At 56.3% G+C, this 25999-nt stretch carries 32 protein-coding genes; 15 read left to right on the top strand and 17 right to left on the bottom strand.

Translation table 11 applies throughout. The annotated features are described in order from the left end of the window. Entirely contained in the window at window positions 1-636 is a 636-nt protein-coding gene (locus ACR0JR_RS08895; RefSeq protein ID WP_480455874.1) for an HAD family hydrolase, read from the top strand. Between the two features lie 25 nt (window positions 637-661). After that, window positions 662-841, top strand: a complete 180-nt coding sequence (locus ACR0JR_RS08890) for a hypothetical protein (protein ID WP_010438555.1) — start codon at window positions 662-664, stop codon at window positions 839-841. Here ACR0JR_RS08890 and map read toward each other — a convergent pair. The 3 genes from map to sfsA all read right to left on the bottom strand — a co-directional run bounded on the left by map (window position 829) and on the right by sfsA (window position 3108). Continuing rightward, window positions 829-1641 carry a type I methionyl aminopeptidase gene (gene map, locus ACR0JR_RS08885; RefSeq protein WP_480455873.1) on the bottom strand — a complete coding sequence of 271 codons (813 nt, stop codon included), beginning with the start codon at window positions 1639-1641 and terminating at the stop codon, window positions 829-831. The two genes, ACR0JR_RS08890 and map, sit on opposite strands and share 13 nt — an antisense overlap. A 134-nt stretch (window positions 1642-1775) precedes the next feature. Beyond that, complete coding sequence (locus ACR0JR_RS08880; RefSeq protein WP_480455872.1) at window positions 1776-2345, bottom strand: hypothetical protein; 570 nt, start codon at window positions 2343-2345, stop codon at window positions 1776-1778. A gap of 49 nt (window positions 2346-2394) precedes the next feature. Next, window positions 2395-3108, bottom strand: a complete 714-nt coding sequence (gene sfsA / locus ACR0JR_RS08875) for a DNA/RNA nuclease SfsA (RefSeq protein WP_480455871.1) — start codon at window positions 3106-3108, stop codon at window positions 2395-2397. A gap of 51 nt (window positions 3109-3159) precedes the next feature. On the opposite strand from sfsA, the gene ACR0JR_RS08870 reads away from it, so the two are divergent. The 5 genes from ACR0JR_RS08870 to ACR0JR_RS08850 all read left to right on the top strand — a co-directional run bounded on the left by ACR0JR_RS08870 (window position 3160) and on the right by ACR0JR_RS08850 (window position 7035). Then, entirely contained in the window at window positions 3160-3882 is a 723-nt protein-coding gene (locus ACR0JR_RS08870; protein WP_170780294.1) for a molybdopterin-binding protein, read from the top strand. Next, window positions 3879-4589, top strand: coding sequence for a GNAT family N-acetyltransferase (locus tag ACR0JR_RS08865; protein ID WP_480455870.1), 711 nt, complete (start codon window positions 3879-3881; stop codon window positions 4587-4589). The genes ACR0JR_RS08870 and ACR0JR_RS08865 overlap by 4 nt, the downstream gene beginning before the upstream one ends. Window positions 4590-4614: 25 nt before the next feature. Further along, complete coding sequence (locus ACR0JR_RS08860; RefSeq protein WP_480455869.1) at window positions 4615-5172, top strand: peroxidase-related enzyme; 558 nt, start codon at window positions 4615-4617, stop codon at window positions 5170-5172. After that, complete coding sequence (locus ACR0JR_RS08855) at window positions 5169-6071, top strand: OmpA family protein (protein WP_480455868.1); 903 nt, start codon at window positions 5169-5171, stop codon at window positions 6069-6071. Before ACR0JR_RS08860 ends, ACR0JR_RS08855 begins: the two co-directional genes overlap by 4 nt. A gap of 148 nt (window positions 6072-6219) precedes the next feature. After that, on the top strand, window positions 6220-7035 hold the full coding sequence (locus ACR0JR_RS08850; RefSeq protein ID WP_010438569.1) for a DUF2189 domain-containing protein: 816 nt from the start codon (window positions 6220-6222) through the stop codon (window positions 7033-7035). Window positions 7036-7116: 81 nt separating this feature from the next. Here the strand turns inward: ACR0JR_RS08850 and ACR0JR_RS08845 are convergent, their stop codons facing one another. Next, entirely contained in the window at window positions 7117-8022 is a 906-nt protein-coding gene (locus ACR0JR_RS08845) for a LysR family transcriptional regulator (RefSeq protein ID WP_010438570.1), read from the bottom strand. A 228-nt stretch (window positions 8023-8250) separates the two neighbouring features. On the opposite strand from ACR0JR_RS08845, the gene ACR0JR_RS08840 reads away from it, so the two are divergent. Next, entirely contained in the window at window positions 8251-8691 is a 441-nt protein-coding gene (locus ACR0JR_RS08840; RefSeq protein WP_480455867.1) for a DUF4399 domain-containing protein, read from the top strand. Window positions 8692-8694: 3 nt separating this feature from the next. Here the strand turns inward: ACR0JR_RS08840 and ACR0JR_RS08835 are convergent, their stop codons facing one another. Then, on the bottom strand, window positions 8695-9312 hold the full coding sequence (locus ACR0JR_RS08835) for a winged helix-turn-helix domain-containing protein (protein WP_480455866.1): 618 nt from the start codon (window positions 9310-9312) through the stop codon (window positions 8695-8697). Window positions 9313-9447: 135 nt separating this feature from the next. On the opposite strand from ACR0JR_RS08835, the gene ACR0JR_RS08830 reads away from it, so the two are divergent. Next, entirely contained in the window at window positions 9448-9768 is a 321-nt protein-coding gene (locus ACR0JR_RS08830) for an NIPSNAP family protein (protein ID WP_480455865.1), read from the top strand. On the opposite strand, the gene ACR0JR_RS08825 is transcribed toward ACR0JR_RS08830, so the two are convergent. Together ACR0JR_RS08825 and ACR0JR_RS08820 are read right to left on the bottom strand one after the other, a co-directional pair. Continuing rightward, window positions 9734-11062, bottom strand: a complete 1329-nt coding sequence (locus ACR0JR_RS08825) for an MFS transporter (protein ID WP_480455864.1) — start codon at window positions 11060-11062, stop codon at window positions 9734-9736. The two genes, ACR0JR_RS08830 and ACR0JR_RS08825, sit on opposite strands and share 35 nt — an antisense overlap. Before the next feature lie 100 nt (window positions 11063-11162). Then, on the bottom strand, window positions 11163-13190 hold the full coding sequence (locus tag ACR0JR_RS08820; protein WP_480455863.1) for a 2,4-dienoyl-CoA reductase FMN-binding domain-containing protein: 2028 nt from the start codon (window positions 13188-13190) through the stop codon (window positions 11163-11165). Between the two features lie 137 nt (window positions 13191-13327). Here ACR0JR_RS08820 and ACR0JR_RS08815 point away from each other — a divergent pair, with 137 nt between their 5' ends. Further along, entirely contained in the window at window positions 13328-13819 is a 492-nt protein-coding gene (locus tag ACR0JR_RS08815; protein WP_480455862.1) for an RNA pyrophosphohydrolase, read from the top strand. 112 nt (window positions 13820-13931) lie between these two features. Here the strand turns inward: ACR0JR_RS08815 and ACR0JR_RS08810 are convergent, their stop codons facing one another. Continuing rightward, a complete protein-coding gene (locus ACR0JR_RS08810) occupies window positions 13932-14150 on the bottom strand; it encodes a GDCCVxC domain-containing (seleno)protein (RefSeq protein WP_083828990.1) in 219 nt (72 codons plus the stop codon). Window positions 14151-14154: 4 nt separating this feature from the next. Further along, window positions 14155-14478: a hypothetical protein gene (locus ACR0JR_RS08805; RefSeq protein WP_010438581.1), complete on the bottom strand. Its 324-nt coding sequence runs from the start codon at window positions 14476-14478 to the stop codon at window positions 14155-14157. A gap of 89 nt (window positions 14479-14567) precedes the next feature. On the opposite strand from ACR0JR_RS08805, the gene ACR0JR_RS08800 reads away from it, so the two are divergent. After that, window positions 14568-14957, top strand: coding sequence for a MerR family transcriptional regulator (locus ACR0JR_RS08800; RefSeq protein ID WP_480455861.1), 390 nt, complete (start codon window positions 14568-14570; stop codon window positions 14955-14957). Window positions 14958-14970: 13 nt separating this feature from the next. Here ACR0JR_RS08800 and ACR0JR_RS08795 read toward each other — a convergent pair whose 3' ends face one another. The 4 genes from ACR0JR_RS08795 to ACR0JR_RS08780 form a co-directional block, all read right to left on the bottom strand. Beyond that, the gene (locus ACR0JR_RS08795) at window positions 14971-15960 is read right to left on the bottom strand and encodes an adenosine kinase (RefSeq protein WP_480455860.1); all 990 of its coding nucleotides are present in this window, start codon (window positions 15958-15960) and stop codon (window positions 14971-14973) included. Next, window positions 15957-16601: an endonuclease III gene (nth, locus tag ACR0JR_RS08790; protein WP_010438589.1), complete on the bottom strand. Its 645-nt coding sequence runs from the start codon at window positions 16599-16601 to the stop codon at window positions 15957-15959. The genes ACR0JR_RS08795 and nth overlap by 4 nt, the downstream gene beginning before the upstream one ends. A gap of 96 nt (window positions 16602-16697) precedes the next feature. Next, window positions 16698-17339 (bottom strand): cysteine hydrolase family protein, encoded by a 642-nt coding sequence (locus ACR0JR_RS08785; RefSeq protein ID WP_480455859.1) that lies wholly within the window; start codon window positions 17337-17339, stop codon window positions 16698-16700. Between the two features lies 1 nt (window position 17340). Further along, window positions 17341-17790, bottom strand: coding sequence for a MarR family transcriptional regulator (locus ACR0JR_RS08780; RefSeq protein WP_480455858.1), 450 nt, complete (start codon window positions 17788-17790; stop codon window positions 17341-17343). 120 nt (window positions 17791-17910) lie between these two features. Between ACR0JR_RS08780 and ACR0JR_RS08775 the strand changes: the two genes are divergently transcribed. Beyond that, window positions 17911-18762, top strand: a complete 852-nt coding sequence (locus ACR0JR_RS08775) for a bifunctional helix-turn-helix domain-containing protein/methylated-DNA--[protein]-cysteine S-methyltransferase (protein ID WP_170471759.1) — start codon at window positions 17911-17913, stop codon at window positions 18760-18762. Between the two features lie 176 nt (window positions 18763-18938). Beyond that, on the top strand, window positions 18939-19373 hold the full coding sequence (locus ACR0JR_RS08770; protein ID WP_480455857.1) for a glyoxalase superfamily protein: 435 nt from the start codon (window positions 18939-18941) through the stop codon (window positions 19371-19373). A gap of 45 nt (window positions 19374-19418) precedes the next feature. Here the strand turns inward: ACR0JR_RS08770 and ACR0JR_RS08765 are convergent, their stop codons facing one another. From ACR0JR_RS08765 to ACR0JR_RS08755, 3 genes are all read right to left on the bottom strand, one after another. Continuing rightward, on the bottom strand, window positions 19419-20129 hold the full coding sequence (locus ACR0JR_RS08765; protein ID WP_480455856.1) for a glutathione S-transferase family protein: 711 nt from the start codon (window positions 20127-20129) through the stop codon (window positions 19419-19421). Window positions 20130-20193: 64 nt separating this feature from the next. After that, window positions 20194-20736 carry an RNA polymerase sigma factor SigZ gene (gene sigZ, locus ACR0JR_RS08760; protein WP_480455855.1) on the bottom strand — a complete coding sequence of 181 codons (543 nt, stop codon included), beginning with the start codon at window positions 20734-20736 and terminating at the stop codon, window positions 20194-20196. 131 nt (window positions 20737-20867) lie between these two features. Next, on the bottom strand, window positions 20868-22307 hold the full coding sequence (locus ACR0JR_RS08755; protein WP_480455854.1) for an aldehyde dehydrogenase family protein: 1440 nt from the start codon (window positions 22305-22307) through the stop codon (window positions 20868-20870). A 217-nt stretch (window positions 22308-22524) separates the two neighbouring features. Between ACR0JR_RS08755 and ACR0JR_RS08750 the strand changes: the two genes are divergently transcribed. After that, window positions 22525-23175 carry a peroxiredoxin gene (locus ACR0JR_RS08750; protein ID WP_058274981.1) on the top strand — a complete coding sequence of 217 codons (651 nt, stop codon included), beginning with the start codon at window positions 22525-22527 and terminating at the stop codon, window positions 23173-23175. A 39-nt stretch (window positions 23176-23214) separates the two neighbouring features. On the opposite strand, the gene ACR0JR_RS08745 is transcribed toward ACR0JR_RS08750, so the two are convergent. Next, a complete protein-coding gene (locus ACR0JR_RS08745; RefSeq protein ID WP_480455853.1) occupies window positions 23215-24210 on the bottom strand; it encodes a Hint domain-containing protein in 996 nt (331 codons plus the stop codon). 275 nt (window positions 24211-24485) lie between these two features. Here ACR0JR_RS08745 and ACR0JR_RS08740 point away from each other — a divergent pair, with 275 nt between their 5' ends. After that, window positions 24486-25952 carry a pyridoxal phosphate-dependent decarboxylase family protein gene (locus ACR0JR_RS08740; RefSeq protein WP_480455852.1) on the top strand — a complete coding sequence of 489 codons (1467 nt, stop codon included), beginning with the start codon at window positions 24486-24488 and terminating at the stop codon, window positions 25950-25952. The last annotated feature ends 47 nt before the right edge of the window (window positions 25953-25999 follow it).

Below are 25999 nucleotides of genomic sequence, written 5' to 3'. Positions count from 1 at the left end.
ATGCATGATCTGGTCATTTTCGATTGCGACGGGGTTCTGGTTGATAGCGAGGTTCTGTCCAATCAGGTCATGATCGACAATCTGGCCCAATATGGTCTGCACCTGACCCTTGCAGAGTGCATGTCTCTTTTCGTCGGTGGTACGATGACTGGTGTCCGAGACAAGGCGCGCGATCTCGGTGCGGATCTGCCTGACGACTGGACCGATCAAATCTACTCGGAAATCTATGAGAGGCTGCGAGCGGGCACTCCTTTGGTTGAAGGCATCCCAGAATTGCTGACGCAATTGGATGCAGCCAGCATTCCTTATTGTGTCGCCTCAAATGGCAGGCCAGAGAAAATGCAGATTACTCTGGGTCAGAACGGTCTGTGGGAGCGGTTCAGCACGGTCATGTTTTCGGCCCATGTGCTGGGCTCAGGTAAACCTGACCCCACCCTGTTCCTGACAGCGGCGCAGCAATTTGGCGCCAAATCGCCGGTCGTGATCGAAGACAGTGAGAACGGCGTCACCGCCGCCATCCGTGCCAATATGCGCTGCCTCGCCTATGCAGCCCACGACGACGGCGCGCGGCTGGCTGCGCTGGGGGCCGAGGTCTTCACGGATATGTCACATGTGCCGGGGCTTTTGGGACTCTGACCGAGAAATATGCTAAGGTCGGCCCATGGACCGCGCCATCACACCTCCGTTTTGGGGCTTTTTGACAGACAGCGACGCCACCACCGGGCCGCCGACCAAACCGATGCGCGCGCCGGTGTTTATCAACGACGCGGTGATCCCCTGGCGCGATGAGACGTTGTTGCTGAAACTTTTACGCGATCAGGCGACTGATCAGGACGAATAAGTCGGGTGATATTTGCCACCCGGTGACAGGGTGAAAATCTCAACCCCATCGGCCGTCACACCCACCGAATGCTCAAACTGCGCCGACAGAGATTTGTCGCGAGTCACGGCAGTCCAGTCATCGGCAAGTGTTTTGGTTTCGGGGCGGCCCAGATTGACCATCGGTTCGATGGTGAAGAACATGCCTTCTTCCAAAACCGCGCCTGTACCCGGACGGCCATAGTGCAAGACATTGGGCGGCGCGTGGAAAACACGGCCCAGCCCATGGCCGCAGAAATCGCGGACAACGCTCATCCGGTGCGCCTCGACATAGGCCTGAATGGCATGGCCTATATCCCCGAAGGTATTACCCGGCTTGACCATATCGATGCCCTTGAACAGCGCATCATGGGTCACCTGAATCAGCCGCTCGGCTTTACGCGGAAGCTTACCAGCCACGTACATACGCGAGGTGTCACCAAACCAGCCATCGACGATCACAGTGACGTCGATATTCAGGATATCGCCATCCTTCAACTTCTTCTCGCCGGGTATGCCGTGACAGACTACATGGTTCACGCTAATACAACTTGCGTGCTGATAACCTTTATAGCCAATGGTCGCTGATTCTGCGCCCGCGTCCTCGACCATCTGCGTGATCAGCCCGTCAATCGCACCCGTGGTCTGACCGACAAAAACATGATCAGCAATGTCATCCAATATCCGCGCAGCCAATGCCCCTGCCGCGTGCATCCCGGCAAAGTCACTGGGTTCATAGATGCGGATACCGTCCTTGGTCAGACGGCCACGATGTTCTTTCATCGGTGCGAGACTCCAAATATTTCACGCAGCACTTCTTTTACGCTGCTTGTGCAGAAAGTACCAGAGGGTGTGCGGTCGTGGATGTTTTTCAGTTAATTTGATTTAATACAGAGACTGATAAGGGCTCTTGGTGATCAAGGTAGACGAAAGTGAGTTGGAAATACGCCGACACTGCTTCCGGGGCCAACAAGAATAATCTTCCTTCCGGTTCGCAAACGTCTGCGAATACTGTTCGGGACATCACAAACGACGTTAACGGCACGCGCCGTGTCTTTCAGAGCGATTGGCCTAGGGCACCTCCGATAATCTCCCATATTGGGATCACTAACAACAAATGTTATTTCTACCGTGCGAAAAGAGGGAAGAGAAATAACCATAGGGATCGTCGCCGCCACTACAAGAAACCCCGCAAACGCACCTGCCAAAGGCATGAACAATATAGACAATGTTGTTTTTATTGGCTCTGAGAATAGGATGCCTTCCGATAAGCTAAGATGAACCGCCCAAAGTGCTGTTGCTCCTGAAATTGCTCCCACTTTGCATGCAGGCCAAAATGCCAAGGAAAGCCAAACTGGAGAGGGAATAAACCCTACACCAAAAAATCTTGCCAATACAGGTACGCCACCCAAAATCATTAGAGTCAGTGAGATTGTTCGAATACGTTTTTCTAAGCGGGTGTTCTCAGTCTTCGATGGGGCAGTCATTCAGTTGTCCTTTGAGAAACCTAGGCAAATTCGATAGAAATAGTCGGATTCATCTGAGTTTTCTCTCAACAATTGATTGACGAGTTACCAAAATACCCATTGGCGAAATCTGCGTCCCGTAAACCAACTTCTCCACCCCCTGTGCCCGCGCTGCTTCAAACGCCGCCGCATAGGTCGGATCAATATCCGCCGCCAGCGCAAACCGGTCGCAATCGGTCCGCTGCACCAGATACAGCATCACCGCCCGATGCCCTTGTGCCGCCATAGCCGCCAGTTCGCCCAGATGTTTAGTGCCGCGTGCGGTGACACTGTCGGGGAATTCAGCCAGCCCGGGTTGGCGTGAGAGGGTGACGCTTTTGACCTCGACATAAGCATCTGGCAGGCCGGGCTGGGTCAGCAGGAAATCGATGCGGCTGTTTTCACCGTATTTGACCTCAGGGCGGACGGTTTCATAGGCCGCCAGTTCGGGGATTTCGCGTGCCTCAAGCGCCGCCCGAAGCGCCTTGTTTGGGACGGATGTGTCGACTCCTGTGAAATGCCCGTTCTCATGATCAACAAGCCGCCAGCCGTATTTCAGCTTTTTCTTCAGATCATCATTCGGCTCCAGCCAGATTTTCTCACCCGGCTCCGCCAGCCCCATCATCGAGCCGGGATTGGCGCAATGGGCTGTTACTTCGCGCCCGTCTTCCAACCTGCAATCTGCCAGAAAGCGCTTGTAACGTCGGATCAGGCGGGCGGGGACAAGGGGGGTTTTAAATCGCATGGCCTAGGGCCTATACCTGCCCTAACGGTCGATCAAGAGGGAGGGCGCGCCATGGCCAATCCAACCGCTGCAATGTTGGTGATCGGGGATGAGATCCTCTCGGGCCGAACCCGCGATGCCAATATGCATTATCTGGCTGGAGAGCTGACCAAACACGGCATCGATCTGAAAGAGGTGCGCATTGTCAGTGATGATGCGCCCGCGATTGAGGCGGCAGTCAGGGCGCTGTCCCAGGCCCATGACCACGTGTTTACTAGTGGCGGCATCGGCCCGACCCATGACGATATCACCGCCGATTGCATCGCTCGAGCTTTTGGCGCGCATATCGATGTTCGCCACGACGCGCGGGCGCTGCTTGAAGCGCATTACGAGAAGTCCGGGCTGGAGCTGAACGACGCTCGCCTGCGTATGGCGCGTATCCCGGACGGGGCGGAATTGATCGACAACCCGGTCTCGACCGCGCCCGGCTTTACGATTGCAAACGTCCATGTCATGGCCGGAGTACCGTTGGTTTTTCAGGCGATGGTGGCGAGTGTTTTACCTTTGCTTACCGGAGGCAACCCGCTGTTGTCGCAGACTCTGCGTGTGGACAGAGGTGAGGGCGATATAGCGTCGACCTTGGCCGCGCTCGCCAAAGATTTCGGCGACCTCTCGATCGGATGTTATCCGTTTCAGAAAAATGGCGTGTTCGGGGCGAATGTGGTTGTGCGCGGTACCGATGGCGGGCGCATCGATGCCGCCATGACCCGCCTCGCGAAAGAGATCGAGCTTTGAGCACCGATTGGGCTGCAGTTGTAGACGGCACATGGCCTGCTGCGGGCTATCAATCGCATGGCCCATTTCGGCTGCGACAGGGGCAGGGCGGAGGGTCACGCGTATCCGCCGCCAGTCGGATTGGGGACGTAGCCAGCGCCGATATCGACGCGGCTGAAGGCGCCATGCAGGCGATGGGCCAGAAACGCATCTTCTGCCTGCGACCGAGAGATGAAGCACTGGATGCGATGCTTGCCGAACGCGGCTACGACATTCTCGATCCGGTCAATATCTATTCCTGCCCGGCGCAGCAATTGACCGATATCCCGATCCCGCGCGTGACTGTTTTCAACATCTGGGAACCGCTGGCCATCATGCGCGAGATCTGGGCGCAGGGCGGTATCGGCCCCGAGCGGATTGCCATCATGTACCGGGCACCGGGCCCAAAGACCGGCCTTTTGTTGCGCCACAGCGATCAACCCGCAGGAACGGGTTTTGTGGCGATCCACGACGGTATCGCGATGGTGCATGCGTTGGAAATCCTGCCGGATCATCGCCGCAAGGGGTTGGGCAACTGGGCAATGCGAGCCGCGGCTTTTTGGGCGCTGGACAATGGCGCGCAGACGCTTAGCGTGATCTGTACCAAGGCGAATGAGGGGGCCAATGGCCTCTACCACTCGCTGGGGATGAAGATCGTCGGAGAATACCACTATCGCCAGCGCGTCTGAGGAGAGCGAATTGAACAAACAGGACATGCCCACTGCCCTGGATCTGCCAATGGTGGATCTGCTACCGCCGGAGACGCAGAAATACTTCGATATCTGTGTCGAGAAACTGGGAATGGTGCCGAATGTCCTGCGGGCCTATGCCTTTGACATCGACAAGCTGAACGCCTTCACTTCGATGTATAATGACCTGATGCTGGCCGAGAGCGGGCTGACCAAGCTGGAACGTGAGATGATCGCGGTCGTGGTGTCCTCGATCAACAAGTGTTTCTATTGCCTCGTGGCCCATGGCGCGGCGGTGCGGCAGCTTTCAGGTGATCCGCAGCTGGGCGAGATGCTGGTCATGAACTACCGCGTAGCCAAGCTGGATGCGCGCCAACGTGCGATGCTGGATTTCGCCGCCAAGATGACAACCGCCAGCACCACAATCGAAGAGCCCGATCGCCAGCACTTGCGCGATGTCGGTTTCTCAGATCACGACATCTGGGATATTGCCAATGTCACCGGTTTCTTCAACATGACCAACCGCGTGGCCAGTGCCACTGCGATGGTCCCGAACCCCGAGTATCACGCCCAGTTCCGATGATCCGAACCCTGTTCATCTGTATTGCTTTGCTGGCCGCGCCTGCCTTGGCGCAGGAGTTGAACTTTCCTGCGGGCTCCCGGCAGATATCTGACCGCACCAGCGCGCTTGACAGCTATGACTTGCCGACCGGTGTGTTTGCCGATGGCTCGGTCCCGTCGCGCACCGTCGAAGGGCGCGTCGAGCGGCTGACATGGCGGCTGCAGGCGGGGTCCAGCACAACGCTGCAAATTCTTGCACCTCTGCGGGATCAGCTTCAGGCGCAGGGTTTCGAGATCGCGTTTGAATGCGAGGCGCGCAATTGTGGCGGGTTCGATTTCCGCTTTGGCACCGAAGTGGTGCCGACACCCGACATGTATGTGGCGATCCACGATTACCGCTTTCTGTCCGCCACCCGCGGCGACGAAGTGCTGAGCTTGCTGGTCAGCCGTAATCCGCCGGATGGCTATGTGCAGATGATTTGGGTGACCCCACTGGGCACGCAGCCCGTGCCGCCATTGGTGATCGAGGAAACTGTTGAAGGTTCGGCCGGGTTGCTCAGCGATCTCAGCGGCACCGGACACGTCATTCTCGATGACCTGCACTTTCGCACCGGCGAAGTCGCGCTGGGCGAGGGGCCTTTCGCCTCGCTGGCGCTGCTTGCGGGTTATCTGGCCGACAATCCTTCGACCCGCTTGGCGTTGGTCGGACACACTGATGACACGGGCGCTTTGCAGGCCAATATTGCGGTCAGTACCAAACGGGCCGAAGCCGTGCGCGCGCGCCTGATTGAAGCGCATGGCGTTGCCGCCGACCGGATCGAGGCGCAGGGTGTGGGCTATCTTGCGCCCATCACCTCGAACGCCACACCCGAGGGTCGAGATATCAATCGCCGGGTCGAGGCGGTATTGCTGGTCAACTGACGGGCGCAGGCATCGCAGTCGCTCTGCGCCCCTATTGCCCTGATGCCGCACCCTGATGCACACTTGCAGATGAACGGGGCATCTGCCTTGCCGTCGAACCTGTTGGCAGGCAGTCCCACCCGCCACCAAGCTTAGGGAGGAGTGCGTCATGGCTTCCAGTACCGACGATTCCACACCGCCGGACAACATGGCCCCACAACCAGCCATGCCCGAGGTCAACAGGCTGACAGCGGCAGATATCACCGCATCGCTCAAGGCCGGGTTTTCCGACTTCCTCGCACGCCCGGTCATGAGCGGTTTTTTCGGCCTGTTCTATGCGGTTTTCGGCATCCTGTTCGTCTGGTGCCTGGTTTGGCTTGGCAAGATCTGGATGATCATTCCTGCGGCGGTAGGCTTTCCGCTGGTCGCGCCCTTCGCAGCCGCGGGGCTCTATGAGATGTCCCGTCGCTTGCAAAAAGGGGAAAACTTCGGGTGGTCCGAAATCCTCACCGTCATGGCCAATCAACGCAAACGCGAGCTGGGCTGGATGGCCTTCGTCACCCTGTTCATATTCTGGGTCTGGACCTATCAAATCCGCCTTTGGCTGGCGATCACTCTGCAAAAAGCGTCATTTTCCGATTTTGAGGGGTTCTTGAACATCGTGCTTTTCACGCCGCAGGGCTGGACCTTCCTTGCGATTGGCACCTGCGTCGGGGCGTTTCTGTCGGCTGTGCTGTTCTCGGTAACCGTTATCGCCATGCCGATGCTGCTGGATCGTGAAACCAATTTCGTCTCTGCCATGCTTACCTCGGTTCGCGCCGTCTCCGAGAATCCGGTGGTGATGCTCGGCTGGGCTGCGATCATTTCGGTCACCATGCTGATATCACTGGCACCCGCGTTTTTGGGACTTGTCTTTACACTGCCGATCCTGGGTCACACCACATGGCACCTGTATCAGCGGGCTGTATCACCTGCTGAGGTTTGACCGGCAGATTCAGATCGAACGAGCGACAAAAAAAGACCCGCACTGATCAGCGCGGGTCATTTAGGTTCCACAGGGAGAATTCTACCAATCCATCGGACCTTTTTCAGCGAAGGATGCGACCAGAAAATCGATGAAAGCACGCACCTTGGGCTGGGTGAACCGGCCCGGCGGATAAACTGCGTAAACGCCTTGCACCTCGTCCGGAAGCGAAGGCATCGCATCCACCACCTCGCCCGATTTCAGCGCGTCGGCATAGAGATAGCTGGGCAGATGTGCGATCCCAAGGCCCGAGATTGCGGCGTTTAACAGCGACTGTCCGTCATTTACGCTTAACCAACCAGCGGTGCGCACCTGACGTTTCTCGCCCGACGGCGCGGTCAATTTCCAAACGCTGCCCGAGGACTGACTCGAGTAGTGCAGTAGCTTGTGTTCATTCAGGTCGTCGATCTTTTGCGGGCGCCCAAACTGCTCGATATAGCTGGGCGCTACGACCATGCGTTTTACGGTTTCGGTCAGTTTGCGGGCGCGCAAGGTGCTGTCTTCCAGTTCCCCAATGCGCACGGCCACGTCAAAGCCTTCTGAGATCAGTTCGACGTAACGGTTGTTCAGCACCATGTTCACGGTGATATCGGGATAGGCAGACAGGAATTCCGAAAGCACAGGTGATAGGTGATTGACGCCGAAATCCGTCGCCACACTGATCCGCAGCAGACCAGAAGGGTCGGATTGCATCGAGGTTACAAGCGCATCTGCCTCGCCCGCGTCGTTGAGCACGCGCCGGGCGCGATCATAATAGGCCAGTCCAATCTCGGTCGGTGAAACCCGGCGTGTGGTGCGGTTTAGCAGTCGCGCACCCAGCCGCGCCTCAAGGCTCGACACGTGTTTGGACACGGCTGATTTGGAGATACCCATTTTTTTGGCCGCGTCGGTGAAACCACCCTGGTCCACCACGTTGGAAAAGGCCTCCATTTCGGTCAGTCGATCCATTCTCGTTCCCCAGGTCTTCTGTTCGTTGTCTCTTTATCGCGATCAATCTGGGCGAGAACTGGGCAGACATGAGATAATATCAGGGTTTTGATAGGGATCGTTTGCGACTGGGAAACGCCGAAGTTGTCGTGCTGTAATTCCAAACACCCAACACAAATAACCGATATCTGGACTTTTTCTCTATCGTGCTATGATGAGAATGGCATTTTTGTGACCATGGAGGAGATCATGAAAGCCCTATTTGCTGCTGCCGTCCTGTGCCTGTCCGCAACTCTCACGTCGGCCGGAGGAGAAACGCCGTCAAACCCTGATGCAAGGGTTTATTTCGCAAATCTGACTGACGGAGACACCGTACAATCACCCGTCACGATCGTGTTTGGCCTAAGTGGCATGGGTGTTGCTCCTGCCGGAACCGAAAAGGAGAACACGGGCCACCATCACCTTCTGGTTGATCGTCCTCCGTTGGGGCAGGGTGAAGACGGCGCGGATGATCTGGCCTATGGGCTGCCCGCAGATGACAACCACATCCACTTTGGCGGCGGCCAGACCGAGGTCACGCTGGAATTGAGCCCGGGGGAACACACTTTGCAGCTTGTGTTGGGTGATGCGGGTCATGTACCCCACGCGACGCCAATCGTTTCAGAGGTGATTACAATCACTGTAGAGTAGTGGTTAAGCGCTGAATTGCGCGTCGAACTCAGTCTCTCCTGTTCGGGTAAAGCGGATGATGCGGCTGTCAGGTATACGCACCAGCCAGCCGACCTCTTCCATGCGGGTCAGCATGGCGCGGCCGAGTTTGCCGGCCAAATGCGTTTCCCGTTCGCTCCAGTCTAGACAGGGGCGGCAAAGCGGTGCGCGGCTGCGGCTGAGTCCTTCCAGATCGATGCCAAAGCCGGTGCAGAATTGAGTGCCCTCTTTGGTTAGGTGAACCGCGTCCTCCGTTGTCTCAAGGTACCCTTGTTTCTGCATGGCGGTGAACATCTGCACCCCACGGCTGCCCGCAAGATGGTTGTAGCAAACCCGTGCTGACCGCAATTCCGCATCTTTTGGTCCGGTCTGCGTCCGCAGATGGCCGCGCCCTTCAGCCAGCCCCATAAGGTTTTCCAGCACATGCGCCACATCTTCTCCGGACAGTCCGTAATATTTGTGCCGTCCCTGTCCACGCACCCGGACCAAGCTGCCTGCAAGCAGCTTTTTCAGGTGTGAGCTTGCGGTTTGGGGGCTGATCCCGGCCTCACGCGCCAGTTCGCCAGCCGTCAGCGCTTTGCCCGACATCAGTGCTGTTAACATATTGGCACGCGCAGGGTCGCCAATCAGCGCTGCGATCTGTGCAATATCCGGTCCGTTTCACATACTTCGATCATAGTCGAAACATAAGCTTCATCCAAGAGGTTATTCTTTGCCAATCATAAACCGGAGGCGTCTATGCTCACTTGTATAATCCAATACCAGATCGATCCGACGAAAAAAGAGCAGTTTCAGACCTACGCGCGCAATTGGGGACAGGCGATTCCGCGATGCGGGGCTGATCTGATCGGATATTTCGCACCGCACGAGGGGTCATCGACCTTAGCCTATGGAATCTACAATATTCCCAGTCTTGCTGAATATGAGTCCTACCGCGCTCGTCTGTCGGCTGATCCACTTGGGCAGGAGAACTACGCCTTTGCGCTACAAGAAGGCTTTATACTACGAGAGGATCGAACTTGGCTCAGATGTGTCTCGGCGCCGCATGATAGAACGTAACGAACCACGCCTTTTCTTCCTGCTTCGCACCCTTCGGAATACTCGGTTCGACAAAGGACAGAATTGCCACAATCGCAAGCAGGCTACCGGCCGAAATGGCAGCGACCGCCCATACGATTTCATTCATGTGGGCAATCGCAGCCAAAGCCGCTGAGATGGCGACGACGGCAACCCGCACCAGCGTTTGTGAGATCGCTTGCGCCGCGATCCGTTGGGATTTTGGGGCGACGTCCATAAAATAAAGCCCACGAGCACTGCCCAACCCGGTGACGGCTACAGTTACGATAAACAGCGACACGGCATGCAGATGCACGTTGTGATCAAATCCCCAACGATGGATCGCTACCAACCCTATCCCTGTAAGGGCAACCATCGACGCCCCGGCCACCATGACGACTCGATTGGAATAACTGCTGAGCGCCCTCCAAAGGGGCGACGCCACCAGCAATGCGGCTGCCGACGATACAACAAGCGCTGTCAGACCCTGCGACGAGCTGTGGTGCGCTTCTGCCGCCAGCAATGCGTAGAACGGAACCGACAGGCCGGTCAGAACAAAAGCAAGCCGGATCAGAACGTATTTCTGAAACCAGCGTTCTTTCAGTAGCGCTTTGGCCTCTTGCCAATATGCCTTAAACGCCTCCGAACGTGTGTTGGCGGACGACGCATTGCTCGAGGTCTGATCCGGCGATTTCTCTTGCAGAGTCATGATGAATACGGCTGAGAAAACGAAGCAGGTGGCACCAAGTCCGACTACTGTGCTGTGTCGTGTCAGTGCGGGGGCATCCTGAAATAGCTGATGCAGCAACAGTACAATGGCAATCGTAGCAGCGCCTCCAAGCGCCTTCTGCGTATAACTAATTCGCATCCTGTCTTTTGAGGTCAGATTGTCGCTGATGAAATCGATGATCATCAGGCTCTTGATCTCTCCCAAGACACCGATGACGAATATCCCAACAACAAATGCTGCAATGGTTATCGGTCTACTGCCGTAGGTAACGGCGAAAATGACAAACAAAAAACAGACCGCAACCGCCAGATCAGCCCGGGCGATAGCTGACTTCTTTTGGGAAAGCCGGGCGATTGACTGTGCAAAGAACATGTCCGCAAGCGTGCCCGCCGCGTGCCGAATGGTCACCAAAAGGCCAGCCAAAAAGACGGGCGGGTCCAGTGACACCGCAAGAAAAGTCAATACGATCGCCGGGCTGGCCATGGACCAGGCCATGACCGACAGCGCACCTTGCCCGGCCATAGTTGGCAGGTTGCTGCGGCGCGGTACGAACGGCTCCTGACTCATAGTCCCGTTTCAAACAACGTGTGTTGATCGTGCCAACTTCACGATAAACGGGAGATTATAGCAAGGATTGGCAACAGGACTGGCGCCAACCCGATGCAATTTAGAAAGTTGCCGCCAGCCGCGTCCCCTGATTGATTGCGCGCTTTGCGTCCAACTCGGCGGCCACATCTGCGCCGCCGATCACATGAGGTGTTATCCCACGTTCAATTAGCTCATCTGCCAGTGAACGGTCCGAGACCTGACCCGCGCACAGTACGATCGTATCCGCCGGGATCACAGTCGGGTCTTCGTGGGCTTCGCCAAAGCTCACGTGCAGGCCGTCATCATCGATGCGCTCGTAATTCGCGCCGCCTACGAAATTAACGTCTTTCATCTTTAGGGTCGCACGGTGAATCCAACCCGTAGTCTTGCCGAGCCCCTTGCCGTGACGCTGTGCTTTGCGTTGCAGCAACGTGACCTGCCGCGCGGGCGCCTCAGGCTGAGGACCTTCGGGTGCCAGTCCCGAGCGATGTTCGGCCGGGTCAGTGACGCCCCATTCCTTCATCCAAAGAGGCAGGTCCGTGGTCGGGCTGTGGCCATCTTCCAGCAAGAATTCGGAGACGTCGAACCCGATGCCTCCGGCCCCGATCACAGCAACCGATTTGCCGATCTCGGCCTTGTCGCGCAGCACGTCGATATAGCTGAGCACATTGTCTTGCTCTTGTCCGGGGATCTGCGGATCGCGCGGGGTGACACCGGTGGCGATGACCACTTCATCGTAACTGGTGAGATCATCCGCGCTGACTTCGCGGTTCAGTTCGACCGTCACGCCCAGATCGTCCATCATGGTGCGGTACCAGTCGACCAGTCCCCAGAACTCTTCTTTCCCCGGCACCTGTTTGGCCATGTTTAATTGTCCGCCAATCTCGGCGGCGCGATCAAACAGGGTTACGTCATGGCCGCGCTGGGCGGCAGTCATCGCGGTCGACAAACCGGCAGGTCCCGCGCCGACAATGGCCACGGTCTTGCGTACCGCGGACTTGCCGATCACCAATTCGGTCTCATGACAGGCACGCGGGTTGACCAGACACGAGGTCAGCTTGCCGCTGAAAGTATGGTCCAGACAGGCCTGATTGCAGGCGATGCACGGGGCGATCTTCGCTGCCTCACCGGCGATTGCTTTGTTCACGAAATCCGCATCGGCCAGCATTGGCCGCGCCAAAGACACCATATCGGCACAACCGGTCGATAAAACTTCTTCGGCAACCTCAGGCGTGTTGATCCGGTTCGAGGTGATCACCGGGATGCCAACTTTGCCCATCAGTTTCTTTGTAACCCACGCAAATGCAGCACGGGGTACGCTGGTGGCAATCGTCGGAATCCGCGCCTCGTGCCAGCCGATACCGGTGTTGATGATTGTGGCCCCAGCTTGCTCAATCCGTTGCGCAAGTTCAACGACTTCGTCATGGGTCGACCCATTGGGCACCAGATCAATCATCGACAGGCGATAGATGATGATGAAATCGGTCCCCACGGCTTCGCGCGTGCGGCGTACCACTTCGATAGGCAGGCGCATCCGATTTTCATAGGACCCACCCCAGCGGTCGGTGCGCTTGTTGGTGTGGGTTACGAGGAACTGGTTCAGGAAATACCCCTCGGACCCCATGATCTCGACCCCGTCATAGCCCGCCTTCTGGGCCAGAACAGCGGCGTTGACGATATCGCTGATCTGCTTTTCGATGCCCTCTTCGTCCAGTTCATGCGGCGGAAACGGAGAGATTGGAGATTTCACTGGGCTGGGGGCCACGCATTTCGGCCCATAGGCGTACCGCCCCGCATGCAGAATCTGCATTGCGATCTTGCCACCCGCCTCATGCACGCGTTTGGCCACGATGGAATGGTTCGCCACTTCTGTTTCCTTGGTCATCATCGAGGCCCCGGGCAGGACCGAGCCCTCTAGGTTCGGGCCAATCCCACCCGTCACCATCAAGGCCACACCGCCACGCGCGCGATCCGCGTAAAACTCGGCGACACGGTTCCAGTCGCCAGTCTCTTCCAGCCCGGTATGCATCGAGCCCATCAGCACGCGGTTCTTCAGCGTGGTGAAGCCCAGATCCAGCGGGGCCAGCATGTTTGGGTACGCAGTCATGGCAAACTCTCCCTCCCGACTTTGTCCGTCAGATTGACCTTCGCGTCACCGTTGTCACGCGAAACCTAACGTCATTCCCTTTGCGTTTTGCGCAGTGCTTGCTACAGACGCTTAAAAGCATGTTCATGAGGCCGCATATGACCCCCGACCAGATAGCAACACTTCCCTATCGCCCCTGTGTCGGGCTGATGCTGATGAATGCCGAAGGATTGATTTTTGTCGGTCAGCGTAACGACCGTCACAAAGACGCCTGGCAGATGCCTCAGGGCGGTGTGGACAAGGGCGAAGACCCGCGCGATGCCGCCCTACGCGAGCTTTGGGAAGAAACCGGCGTGACCGCAGATCTGGTCGAAATCATCGCCGAGACCGACGGCTGGCTTCCATATGACTTGCCGCATGACATTGTGCCCAAAATCTGGAAGGGCCGGTATCGCGGGCAGGAGCAGAAGTGGTACCTGATGCGGTTTCTGGGGCAGGATGATCAGATCAATATCGCAACTGAACACCCCGAATTCACTCATTGGAAATGGCAGACACCGTCACGGCTCGTTGATGATATCGTACCCTTCAAACGCGGCGTGTATGCGCGTGTGGTCGAGGTCTTTCGAGGACATTTGCCTGAGATTTGACCACAGTTCACTTCACTGAGTGCGTGTCGGTTTGCAGACAGTCAATCTCTCAAAGCGGAGCGGTACCGAAGGGTCTGAAGAATGGCCGATATGCGGAACAAAGCAGACTTTGTCATCCGCAACAACTATCGCCATTCTGGATCGGCGGGCAAGGCACCGTGGCATAGGAGCAGTAGACACAACAGTCCCCTTCCAACGGCTTCAAGACCGCTGCGCAAGACTTGCATTCATAGAACCACTGGCAAGCATCCGTCGGCATTATTTCGGTTTCGCTGTGACCGCATTTCGGGCACGTCAGGGTGCTTTCAAGCACTACAGTTTGCTCTGTCATCGTCTCACATCTGCATTATCAGGTAGTCGTTGATCCGGGCCTCGTTAAAGACGACGACCCAAGCTAACGCGGTGATTGCGGTCGTCCCCGAAAGCCACCATTTCAACTTTGTTAGGGAACCGCGCTGATAAGATACAAGCCACGATATAGCGACAAGCACCGTCGAAATCGCCAATACGTAGTTGCTTGCCGCCGCGATCTTTCCGAAAATGGCAAGCCAACTGCCTCCTAGTCCCATCAACATCATTGTCATGGGCAATACACAGCAAGTCGCGACGCCGAGTGCTGACAGTGATCCCAGATAACTAACGCTAAGGTACTTCTGCATTTCTTTCCCTTGACTAGTTGGAGTTGTCGAAGTGTCAGCCGCTTGTATAACTTCTGTAGTCGCTACAGGATCAAGACGGGAAAACTCACATGTTTGCGATTGGGGAAGCATCCCGGCAAAGCGGTGTCGGCATTGAAACGATCCGCTACTACGAACGCGAAGGGATCGTGCCCAAACCAGAACGGGCACCTAATAACCGGCGGATGTACTCCGCGCACGATGTTGGCAGGCTTCGTTTCCTGAAGAAATGCCGTGATTTGGGCTTTCCACTAGCCGATACAAAGACGCTTCTCAGCCTGTCCGAAGGCGACGGAGAGGATTGCCGATCCGTAAAAGAGCTGGCTGAGCTTCATATCTTCAATGTGCGGGAAAAGATAAACGAACTGAAGCGATTGGAAGCGGCGCTGAACGAACTCACAGCCAAATGCGAGAGCGGGAATGTCTCTTGCCCGATGCTCTCAAAACTGCGCACCGACTAGTGTAACTTTGGGCTCAAAGCAGCCCTTTCCCCCGCAACAACTCAAGCATGTTTGCCTCCGGCCTTGGCCCGATATGGCTGATCACCTCCCGGGCGCAGACATTGCCGATCCGCGCGCAGGTCTCGTAATCGCGGCCTGTGGCCATGCCGAACAGGAACCCGGCAGCAAATTGATCACCTGCACCGGTCGCGTCCACAGGGACGACCTTTTCAACTGGCACATCGATGCGTGCATCGCCGTTCAGAACGGTGACCCCATCGCCCGACCGGGTGCAAACGACCAGAGGGCAAATCTCGGCAGTCTTGGCCAGCGCTTCTTCCAAATCGTCGGTTTCGAACAGCGATTTGATCTCGGCTTCATTGCCGATCACAAAATCCAGTTCGTTCTCGATCAGCAGCAGGAAATCGACGCGGTGCCGTTCCACGCAGAACGGATCAGAAATGGCGATGCCCGCCTTGCCACCGCCCTTGTGGCAGTTGCGCGCAGCTTCCAAAAACGCCGCCTTGCCCTTTTCCTTGTCGAACAAATAGCCTTCGAGGAACATGATCTGGCTGTTGCCTGCGACATCTTCCGAGACATCCTCGGAAGACAGTTCAGAGGAGATACCCAGATAAGTATTCATCGACCGCTCACCATCCGGCGAGACAAAGATCATTGAGCGCGAAGTCGGCAGCTCACCACCCGGCACCGGCGGGTTCACGAAATCAACCCCATCTTCGTTCATCGCATCGGCATAGAACCGACCCAGGGCGTCATCATGTACGCGTCCGATGAAAGCGGAATCCAGGCCCAATGCACCCGCCCCGGCGATGGTATTTGCAACCGAACCGCCCGGTGTCTGCACCCGACCTTCCATCGAGGCGTACAGCACTTCGCCGCGTTCCTGCTCGATTAGCTGCATGATGCCCTTTTCGATACCCATCAGCTCAAGGAAACTGTCATCGGCCTGGGAAATCACGTCCACAACGGCGTTTCCGATGCCCGTCAGTTGGTAGGTCTTCATAGAGTCTTGTCCTCAAATTCGCAGAGATCGCGGATGATACAGGTCGGGCACTGCGGTTTGCGTGCCTTGCAGTGATAGCGGCCATGCAGAATCAACCAATGATGTGCATGCAACTGGAAATCGGTCGGGATGTTATCTTCGATAGCGCGCTCAACCGCGTCCACATTCTTGCCCGGGCAAATACCGGTGCGGTTGCCAACGCGGAAGATGTGCGTGTCTACTGCCTGCGCCGGATACCGCCACCACATGTTCAGTACGACATTAGCGGTCTTGCGCCCCACACCCGGCAGCGATTGCAGCGCGGCGCGGGAGTTCGGCACCTCGCCTCCATAGTCCTCGACCAGAATGCGGCTCAGCTTGATCACATTCTTGGCTTTCTGACGGAACAGACCGATGGTCTTGATATGTTCGATCAGACCCTCCTCGCCCAGATCCAGCATCTTTTGCGGGGTATCGGCGATCTTGAACAAGTCACGGGTGGCCTTGTTGACGCCCGCATCGGTCGCCTGCGCCGACAGCGCGACGGCCACGACCAGCGTATAGACGTTCACATGCTCCAACTCGCCCTTGGGTTCAGGGTCGGCGTCATGAAAACGCGTAAAGATCTCGCGGATCTTGTGGTATCCAAGTTGCTTGGCCATCCGAGCCTTAATGCCCTGCCAGACAAGCGGTCGCAATTGAAAAGGTGCGTTTTGGTTTTGCTCAAGTGCGGGTCTTGGTCGATTTGTCCCTGTGCCTTACCTCTGCGGTCGGAAATCTACGCCCGCCGTTGCAAGTTGATTCCTGATCCCGTGCCATCGGCTCGGGTCAGCCACCAGAACGGCTGCCGGATCGATCTGAACCCGGTATCCTCGATTGAGCGCGCCCTGCGCGGTTTTGTTCACGCAATGACACCCGTCCAACCCTGTCAGAACCAGCGTTCCGATCTGTTTTTCTTCCAGGAACTGCTCAAAAACCGACGAAGAAAAGGCGTCACCCACAGACTTTACAAACTCGGCATCCGGATTCAGCGCGAGACGCGGATCCAATCCGATCCCGTCTGATTCTGCATTGCCACGCCCCTGATTGAACCAACCATTCAGCATGTTCGCCAGCCTCCCTTCGAATTCATGCCGAATGACGATCACAGGCCTACGAGACTGATGGGCGCTATCCGTCATCGACCGGATCGCCGATAAGGCGCCCTCAATCTGCGCGTCATCCCATGCGGACATCGAGGTAAAATCTGTTTGCATATCGATCACCAGCAGCGCCGTTTCAGGCCGCGATGCAAGGTTTATTTTGGGCCCGGTGGTCGGAGTTCCAATCTTACGGATTTCCAGGAGTATATATAAAACGGCGATCACTATCCCGGTCGCTATGATCCAAAGGACGGACATGTCAGGTATCCTTGGCGAGGTCTGCAAAGTACCGGGTCAGGGCAAGTTGAACCTTGTGGTAAGCGGCAAGCTCTGACGCAGAAAAATCCTGTGCAAAGCGTGACAGCTTTGTCATCTCATCCGCTCTGATTGCCGTGATCGTCGCATCGCCCGAAGGGCTCAGTCGGTAGCAATGGGTGCCTGCACGTCCGGAATTGGGTTGGCTTTCGATCAGCTGTTCGCTCATCAACTCTTTTAAGATGCGCGAGACATATTGCCGTTTCAGCTGCAGCTTGGCGCACAGCACCGGGGCGGTCGCGCCTGGAAATCGCGATAGACCTTCCAGAAGGGCACGTTGTCCGACGGTCACGCCTTTGCGCTGGCTGCCCTGCTCAACGGCTGCCGTGATGTTCCGAAGCAATGGCCGGGCGGCCTGCACTGCCTGATAAAGCTGATCCAACCTGTGTTCCATACCTGAATAGTAGGGGCACACAGATTGATTCGTCAACTCAGTTGACAAGATAAAGCGCAGGTTCCGGGTCGCAAGATCGCCGGGGGCAAGTTACTGTTACTGTAACTGATGAGGTGACCGATGAACATCCAGACAGCAGAAAGCGGATATCATTACAACGTCATGCGGCGCGCGATCGAATTGATCGATCAGGGTGGAGAGAATCTCAGCCTTGATGAGCTGGCCCGCCAAATGGATATGAGCCCAGCCCATTTCCAGCGCCTGTTCTCGCGCTGGACTGGGGTGTCACCCAAGCGATACCAGCAGTACCTGACTTTGGGCCATGCCAAGGCACTGCTGCGCGAACGTTTTACCACGCTGGAGACCGCGCATAACGTCGGATTATCCGGTAGCGGGCGGTTACACGATCTGTTCCTGAAATGGGAATCCATGAGCCCCGGCGAATACGCACGTAAAGGCGCGGGTCTGACGATCTATTGGGGTTGGTTTGAAAGCCCGTTTGGCCCGGCTCTGGTCATGGGGACTGACAAGGGGATCTGCGGCATCGCATTTGGCGCTGAAACAGGTGAAGAAGAGGCGATGGAAGACATGCTGTCGCGCTGGCCTCAGGCCGAGTTCGTCGAAGACCCGATGCGCCTGCGCCCATGGGTTCTTAGTGCCTTTGGCGCGGAAAGTGACCGCTTGCAACCGACACCGCTCTATCTGATTGGCTCGCCGTTGCAGATTAAAGTGTGGGAGGCGTTGATGCATATCCCATCTGGACAGGTCACTACCTATTCAGAAATCGCGCAGCGGGTTGGCTCGCCACAAGCGGTGCGTGCGGTGGGCACGGCGGTGGGCCGGAACCCGGTCAGCTGGCTGATCCCGTGTCACCGTGCTTTGCGCAAATCGGGTGGTCTTGGTGGTTACCACTGGGGACTGCCGGTCAAACGCGCCATGCTGGCCTTTGAGGCGGCGCAGGCAGACGCCTGATTGACAGGTCGATCCGAGGCTGCCAAAAGGCGCGGCAGGTTCGGGTCCCCTGCCGTTCGCAGCCTTTGGTTTTGGTGAAACCCGGTTGAATAGCATCTGTTGCCTTTTCTTGGCGCGCGGATGGCAATGCGAGCCCCGTCCAGATTTCGCGCCCGTTCAAGGAAACGAGGCACATCATGACACAAACTCAAAACATCGCTCCGGTTGCGGAGCTGAAAGAGCAGGCAAAACGCCTGCGCAAACGCCTGCAAGATACAGGTGTTACGCTATCGCATAGCGAGGCGTTGGAATTGCTGGCACATCAGCATGGTGTGCGCGGTTGGAACACCCTGCACGCCTTGGCCGGTAACCGAATGCAACTACGCGTTGGTGACCGGGTTGAGGGCCGATATTTGGGTCAGCCCTTTACTGCGGAAATCCGTGGCCTGACAATCTTGGGTGATGGATCACATCGGCGGGTGACCCTGCAGTTCGACGCGCCTGTAGATGTGGTACAGTTCGATAGTTTTTCGGCTTATCGGCAGCGTGTCACCGGCGAGATTGGCTGGGATGGTCGATCCACCCGGCACACCTCGAATGGAGAGCCTCAACTGACCATTCGACCGGTTTGATGGCGAGCTCCTGCCCGGCGATTGCAGGGCAGGAGCATTTCTATTCTATCCGCAGCACCCGCTCCCGGTTGATTTTGCGGGCGCGCTGGGTGCTTCATTCAGGTTTGCGCCTCGCCCAAGCCATGTGCGTTCGGCCAAATAAAAATCCGAGAACTTCTGATCGAAATCCGCGGGTACGGATTTCGCCGGAATTCCCGTCAGCAGCACAGCCTGCTGCCATGCCTTCACCTTGGGATAACCCGCAAGCATGTCATAACCGCTGTGTTTTTCGACAATAGCCGCGCGGTGCAGCAGCGGCAGCCACGCGATATCAACATTGCCGAGTTCTTCGCCGGCAAAAAATGAGTCCTCGCCCAGTTGTTTCTCAATCCTGGCGAATGACGCATCCAGTTTGCGGATGCGATCATCCAGCGTCGCCTTGTCGGAGCTCTGCATCGTACTGCATTGGACCAGATAGTGTTTCGTCGCCTGATGGCACCAAGCGCGATTAACTGCGCGTTGCTCGGGCGAAATGTCTGTCTGCAATGGCGCTGTGACATCGTCAATATATTCCACGATCGCGTCGGATTCGAACAGCGCGGTACCGTTCTCGGTTACCAGGACAGGCACTTGGCCCGTCGGTGAAATTTCCAAAAACCAGTCCGGTTTGTCGCTTAGGCTGATGTATTCCACGTCATAGGCTACGTTTTTTGCTTCCAGCATAGCGGTGACACGCTGCACGAACGGGCAGATTTTGAAGCTGATAATTTTGATCATCGTTTTATCCTTTTGATACGTTCACCTGTAAGACGGCGCCCGCATCAAAAAGACGAAGAATGGCTCAACATTTTTTGCAGTTATCAGATTTTAAATGATATTCCGCGATATTTCCGCGTGTATCGATGGTCCAATTACAGCAATCGTCAAATGCTTTACGCAGGTCGTCGCGACCCTTTTGAACTCTGGATTTCAATGTCGAATAAGAAAGTCCGTGAGCCTTGGCATATTCTTTTTGGGACATGCCATTGATGTCGATATCCATAAGTAGCTTTGCCGTCTCGGCGGGCAAGCCGCGGATAAATGGCTCGACGCAATTTTCCAGCTCCTGACGGATGCCCGGATCGTCACTGGAATACCAAAGATCTTCAGGATCAACGGTCTTTGCCCGCGCGTTTTTTCTGTAGAAATCGATGATTGTGCGGTCAGCAGTCTGGAACAGCCAGGATTGCAACTTGGAAGGGTCGCTGAGTGTCGGCAGCCCTGTGAAAACCTTGATCGAGATTTCCTGCAAAAGGTCATCTACATCCGCCGGGTTTGCCACCTTGGAATGCAGGAACGCCTTGATACGTGCGCGGTAGTTTGGCCAGATTTCTTCTATTTGCATAACTGGCAGGTATGGTCACTCAGAAGGCTTTTTTCAAGTTTGGCCAGTTCCGAGACGCAGGGATGCGTATCCAAATGTAAGCGGAGCGCGCCTGAGAAGCGCACTCCCCCAAAGTCAAATGTTATGGATACTTACTCCGCAGCCCAGCCGCCTACGGCCTTCACTTCCAGGAAGTCTTCCAACCCCCACACGCCGCCTTCACGTCCGTTCCCGGATTGCTTCATACCCCCAAACGGTGACCCTGCACTGCGAGACTGGCCATTCATCTCAACCATGCCGGATCGCAACACGCGGGCCATTCGATTGGCGCGGTCGCCATCTTGGGTCTGCACATAATTGGTTAGCCCATAAGGCGTGTCATTGGCGATCTCGATGGCCTCATCCTCGGTATCAAACGGGATCATGGTCAGGACGGGGCCAAAGATTTCTTCGCGGGCGATAGTCATCTGATTGTTTGCATCAGCAAATACTGTGGGGCGCACATAATAGCCCTTGTTCAATCCCTCGGGCCGACCGGTGCCACCAGCAACCAGGCGCGCCCCTTCGTCGATACCCTTCTGGATCAGGTCCTGAATCTTGGTCCACTGAACCTCATTCACCACCGGCCCGATATGGCGACCTTCTTCAGCGGCGCTGCCCACGGTAATCTTGTTGGCCACCTCGGCGGCGGTCTCAACCGCCTGGTCATAGACCGGACGCTGCACCAGCATCCGGCTGGGCGCGTTGCAGCTTTGGCCGGTGTTGTTCATCATGTGCAGCACGCCGCGTTTGACTGCTTTCTCATCGGCATCCGCAAAGACCACATTTGCGCCTTTGCCACCCAGTTCCAGATGCACCTTTTTCAGGGTATCGGCAGCGTTTTTGGAAATTGCAGTACCTGCGCGGGTCGAGCCGGTGAAGCTGACCATATCCACATCCGGATGCCCCGATAGCTGCGAGCCGACGCCGACTCCATCGCCGTTCACCAGATTGAAGACGCCTGCTGGGAAACCAGCTTCATCCATCATCTCGGCAAAAATCATCGCGTTCAGCGGGCTCTGTTCCGAGGGTTTTATCACCATCGTGCAGCCCGCGATCGCGGCGGCGCCCACCTTGAGCGTGACCTGATTCATCGGCCAATTCCAGGGCGTGATCAGGGCGGCGACACCTACCGCCTCATAGATGATCCGGTCATTCGGCGCGTGATCACCCAGCGGACGTTCGAACTGAAACGCCTTGGCGGCGCGGATAAAGTTTTTCAGGTGATAGATGCCCGCACCGGATTGCTGGGTACGCGCCATGTCAATTGGCGCACCCATTTCCATGGACATCGCCTGCGCCAGATCCTCCGAACGCGTAGCATAGATGTCGACCAGCTTTTCCACCAAGCCGATGCGCTCTTCGACGGGTGTGGCCATCCAGCCGGGCAGGGCGGCTTTGGCCGCAGCGACCGCCGCATTCGTGTCGGCCTCAGATCCCAGCGAGATCACCGCGCAGGGCTCTTCGGTCGAGGGGTCGATGACTTTGAAATCATTCGGTTCTGATGGGGCAACCCATTTGCCGTCGATATAGAACTCGCGCTTTTCGATCATGGCTCATCCTCCGGAGCAAAAATAAATCGACCGTACGGTCGGTTTTCATGTGCACTCTGTCACCTGACTTGGTGCAAGGCAAGTGAGAATCATAATTTGATCAAATTATGTATCTACCGAATTTCCTGACAGGGCAACATGAATGGTTTAACCTTTGCGGTAAGTGATTAGATTGGCAGCAACCGACTCACGATTTTCACAGTAGAGGAGTTTTCCAATGGGTTTGCGTATCAACGACACCGTCCCGAATTTCACAGCAGAAACGGATCAAGGTACCGTCCAATTCCATGACTGGATCGGCGACAGCTGGGCAATCCTGTTCTCGCATCCCAAGGATTTCACCCCCGTCTGCACGACCGAGTTTTCGGCCGTTGCGCAGCTGAACGATGAATGGGCGGCGCGAAACACCAAGGTGATGGGTGTGTCGGTCGATGGTGTCGAAGACCACAAGAAGTGGAAGAAAGACATTGAAGCATATGGCAACGCCAACCCCGGCTTCCCGATCATTGCTGATGATGGGCTGGCCGTGTCCAAAGCCTTCGACATGCTGCCGGCAGAAGCGTATCTGCCCGACGGTCGCACTCCTGCCGACAGTGCCACCGTACGTTCGGTCTTTATCATTGGTCCGGACAAACAATTGAAGCTGTCGATGACCTACCCAATGACCGTGGGCCGGAACTTTGCGGAAATCCTGCGTGCACTGGACGGGCTGCAAATGAGCGCCAAGGGCGTGGCAACTCCCGCCAACTGGGTGCCGGGTGAGGATGTGATCATCCCGCCTGCGGTATCGAATGATGAGGCGAAAGAAAAGTTCGGCGAGTTCGAGACGATCTTCCCTTATCTGCGTAAGACCAAAGCGCCGTCCTAAACGGATAGACGGGCAGGGGGCAAAAGCCCCCTGCTTCTTTCAATGCAAAAATGCTGGTGTGGTCCCGGAAGGGGCGCACAAACCCGAGCGCAAGATCTGCACTTCGAATGATCTCAGCACCGGCAACACGGTATCACCATAGCCGCGTGCACCCGACTGCAGTTCGGGAAACAGATCGAATAGTTCTTCCTTCACCGCCACGCTCATCACGTCGAGTGTATGGTCGCCGGGATAAAATGATTCCGACCACAACCCTTCAACATTCACCAACTCATGCTGGTCGAACAGGATGTGAATATACTCGACACCTCCTTCCGGCGGCAGCTGATTGATGTTCTTACCGTTGATCAGAGATTTAGCAGTCGCCAGCATCATCGAGTGACTATGATGAAGTTCCATTGCCGGTGACGAAACGACCACCCGATGCTGCGGCGACAGCAGCAGATCTCGTGACGGCGTTTGCGGTCCAAGACTGCCTGCGCTGATCCGGATCGGACAATGCTTCGGGGTCTGATGCAGATCCGCCTCGCTCAGCCACCGCCTGCCCACCCAGCGCACGGCCCGGCTGGTGCCATCCGCGACGATCACCTGATCCCCGACTTTGATCTCTTCAATCAAACGGCGACCGGACGGAGTTAGGATGTAGGACCCCGATGTGAAGCAGACAAAGCTAGGCAGGCTGTCATAGGCCACCGGCGGCGCGGAGTTCTGCGCCAGCGTGTTGCCTGTCAGAACATCGCCGACTTCAACATCGCCAGAGGTCACGACGATGTATTGCGTACCTGAAAAATTAATCAGAGTATAGGTAACTGGCGCCCCGCTTACAGTGGCCGTGTAACCTTCGAAAATCTGGAGGTTGCCCGAGTTGTCCAGGTTAGGAAGCGTACTGGTGTTAAACTGCTGGCCGCCGTTTCCATCCGGATCCTCAAGAAGGCCGTCATCATCGGTGATTTCGACCTGATACCCTTCGGTGATGGTCACGCTTGGATTGCCAAACGGGTCGCCGCTGATTTCATAGATGGTGATCGAGGCCAAAGCGGAGCGATTTCCCGGATATCGTTATATTCCTTAACTTTGAGCTAACTCAACTTATAAGTGTTAAGAATTGGTTTACCGAACCAGCACCTGAGTGCGGCTAAGGACGGTGTGAGCGGAACCCGAGGCCCCGTGGGTGTCCCCTTTCTAATGAAGCGCGCATAGGGTCTCACAGCTTTATTGACCGGCCAAATCAGGATCAGAATCCAAGGCAGATTGACTAAGTATCATGTGCACCCCACACTTGCGGCTTTTGAACACTTGGGGGTTTTGACATGGGCAATTTTGAAGAATCTCTGGATCCGGAAGACTGGACCCTATCGCGCAATCTTGCACATCAGATGGTTGACGATGCGATCGGGCATTTGTCCCAGGTCCGTGATCGGCATGTCTGGCAGGAAATGCCGGATACGGTTCGAAACTTCTTCAAATCCCCGGCACCCATGACGCCGCAGCCGCTTGATGCCGTCTATGCCGACCTGCGCGAAAACCTGTTCCCGTATTCCATGGGCAACATCCATCCACGGTTCTGGGGATGGTATATGGGTTCGTCCAATTTCACCGGTGCACTGGGCGATTTTATTGCCGCGGTTGACGGTTCGAACCTTGGTGGCGGCAACACGGCTGCGGCGATGATCGACAATCAGGTGGTTGACTGGTTCAAGGAATTGATGGGCTTTCCCGAGGACGCTAGTGGAACTCTGACCAGCGGTGGCTCGATGGCCAATATGGTGGCTCTGAATGTGGCGCGAAACGCACTTGCCGGCGTTGACGTTCGCGCCGAAGGCATATTGGGCATGCCGCAACCCCTCAGGTTTTACTCTTCAGACCAAGTACATAGCTGCCATCAGAAAGCACTCGAGACGATGGGCCATGGCGCAAAGTCGCTGACAGAGGTTGCAAGCGATGACCACAATCGAATGCGCATCCCTGCGTTGGAAAACGCCATCGCAGCAGACCGGGCCAAAGGCATCAAACCGGCCTGCGTGATCGCGACGGCAGGGACGACGAATACCGGTGCAATGGATGATCTCACTGCGGTCGCGGAAATCTGTCGTCGCGAAGGGATGTGGTTCCATGTTGACGGCTGTATTGGTGCTTTCCTGCGCTTGGCGCCCGCCAACAAACATTTGGTTGATGGAATAGAGTTGGCCGACTCCATCGCCTTGGACCCGCATAAATGGCTGCACACCCCTTTCGAAGCTGGCTGCGTACTGGTCCGGGACGCAAAGCGCCATTTCGATACGTTTGAGATGCACGGCGACTATCTGCAAATTCAGGAACGCGGGCTGATCGCTGGCAAGTTTTTGGCCGACTATAGTTTTGAGCTTAGCCGTGGGTTCAAAGCACTCAAGATCTGGATGTCACTGAAAGAGAACGGGGTCGAAAAGTTTGGCCGTCTGATCGATCAGAACATCGAACAGGCGCGATATCTGCAGCAATTGGTGAGTGCCGACCAGCGGCTTGAACTCGTTGCGCCCGTGGATCTGAACATCGTGTGCTTTCGCTATACCAATGGGATCGCGGATGAAGATCGGCTTAGGGAAATCAACACAGAAATCATGTTACGGGTTCAGGAATCCGGCATCGCGGTTCCCTCTGATACCACCCTGGACGGGAAGCATTGCTTGCGCGTGGCGATCAACAATCACCGCACGCAGCGGCAAGATCTGGAGCTATTTATCGACACTGTTCTGCAATTCGGAGCGGATTTGGAAAGAGAGCTCCGCGCCAACACATAGGTCAGAAGCGGGCAGTACTTGTTTCTGCTGATGCGCACCATACCGAC

Source organism: Ruegeria sp. AA3 (assembly GCF_056542905.1).
The sequence above is the reverse complement of the archived record's forward strand: the minus strand, read 5'-3'. Positions and strand labels throughout refer to the sequence as shown.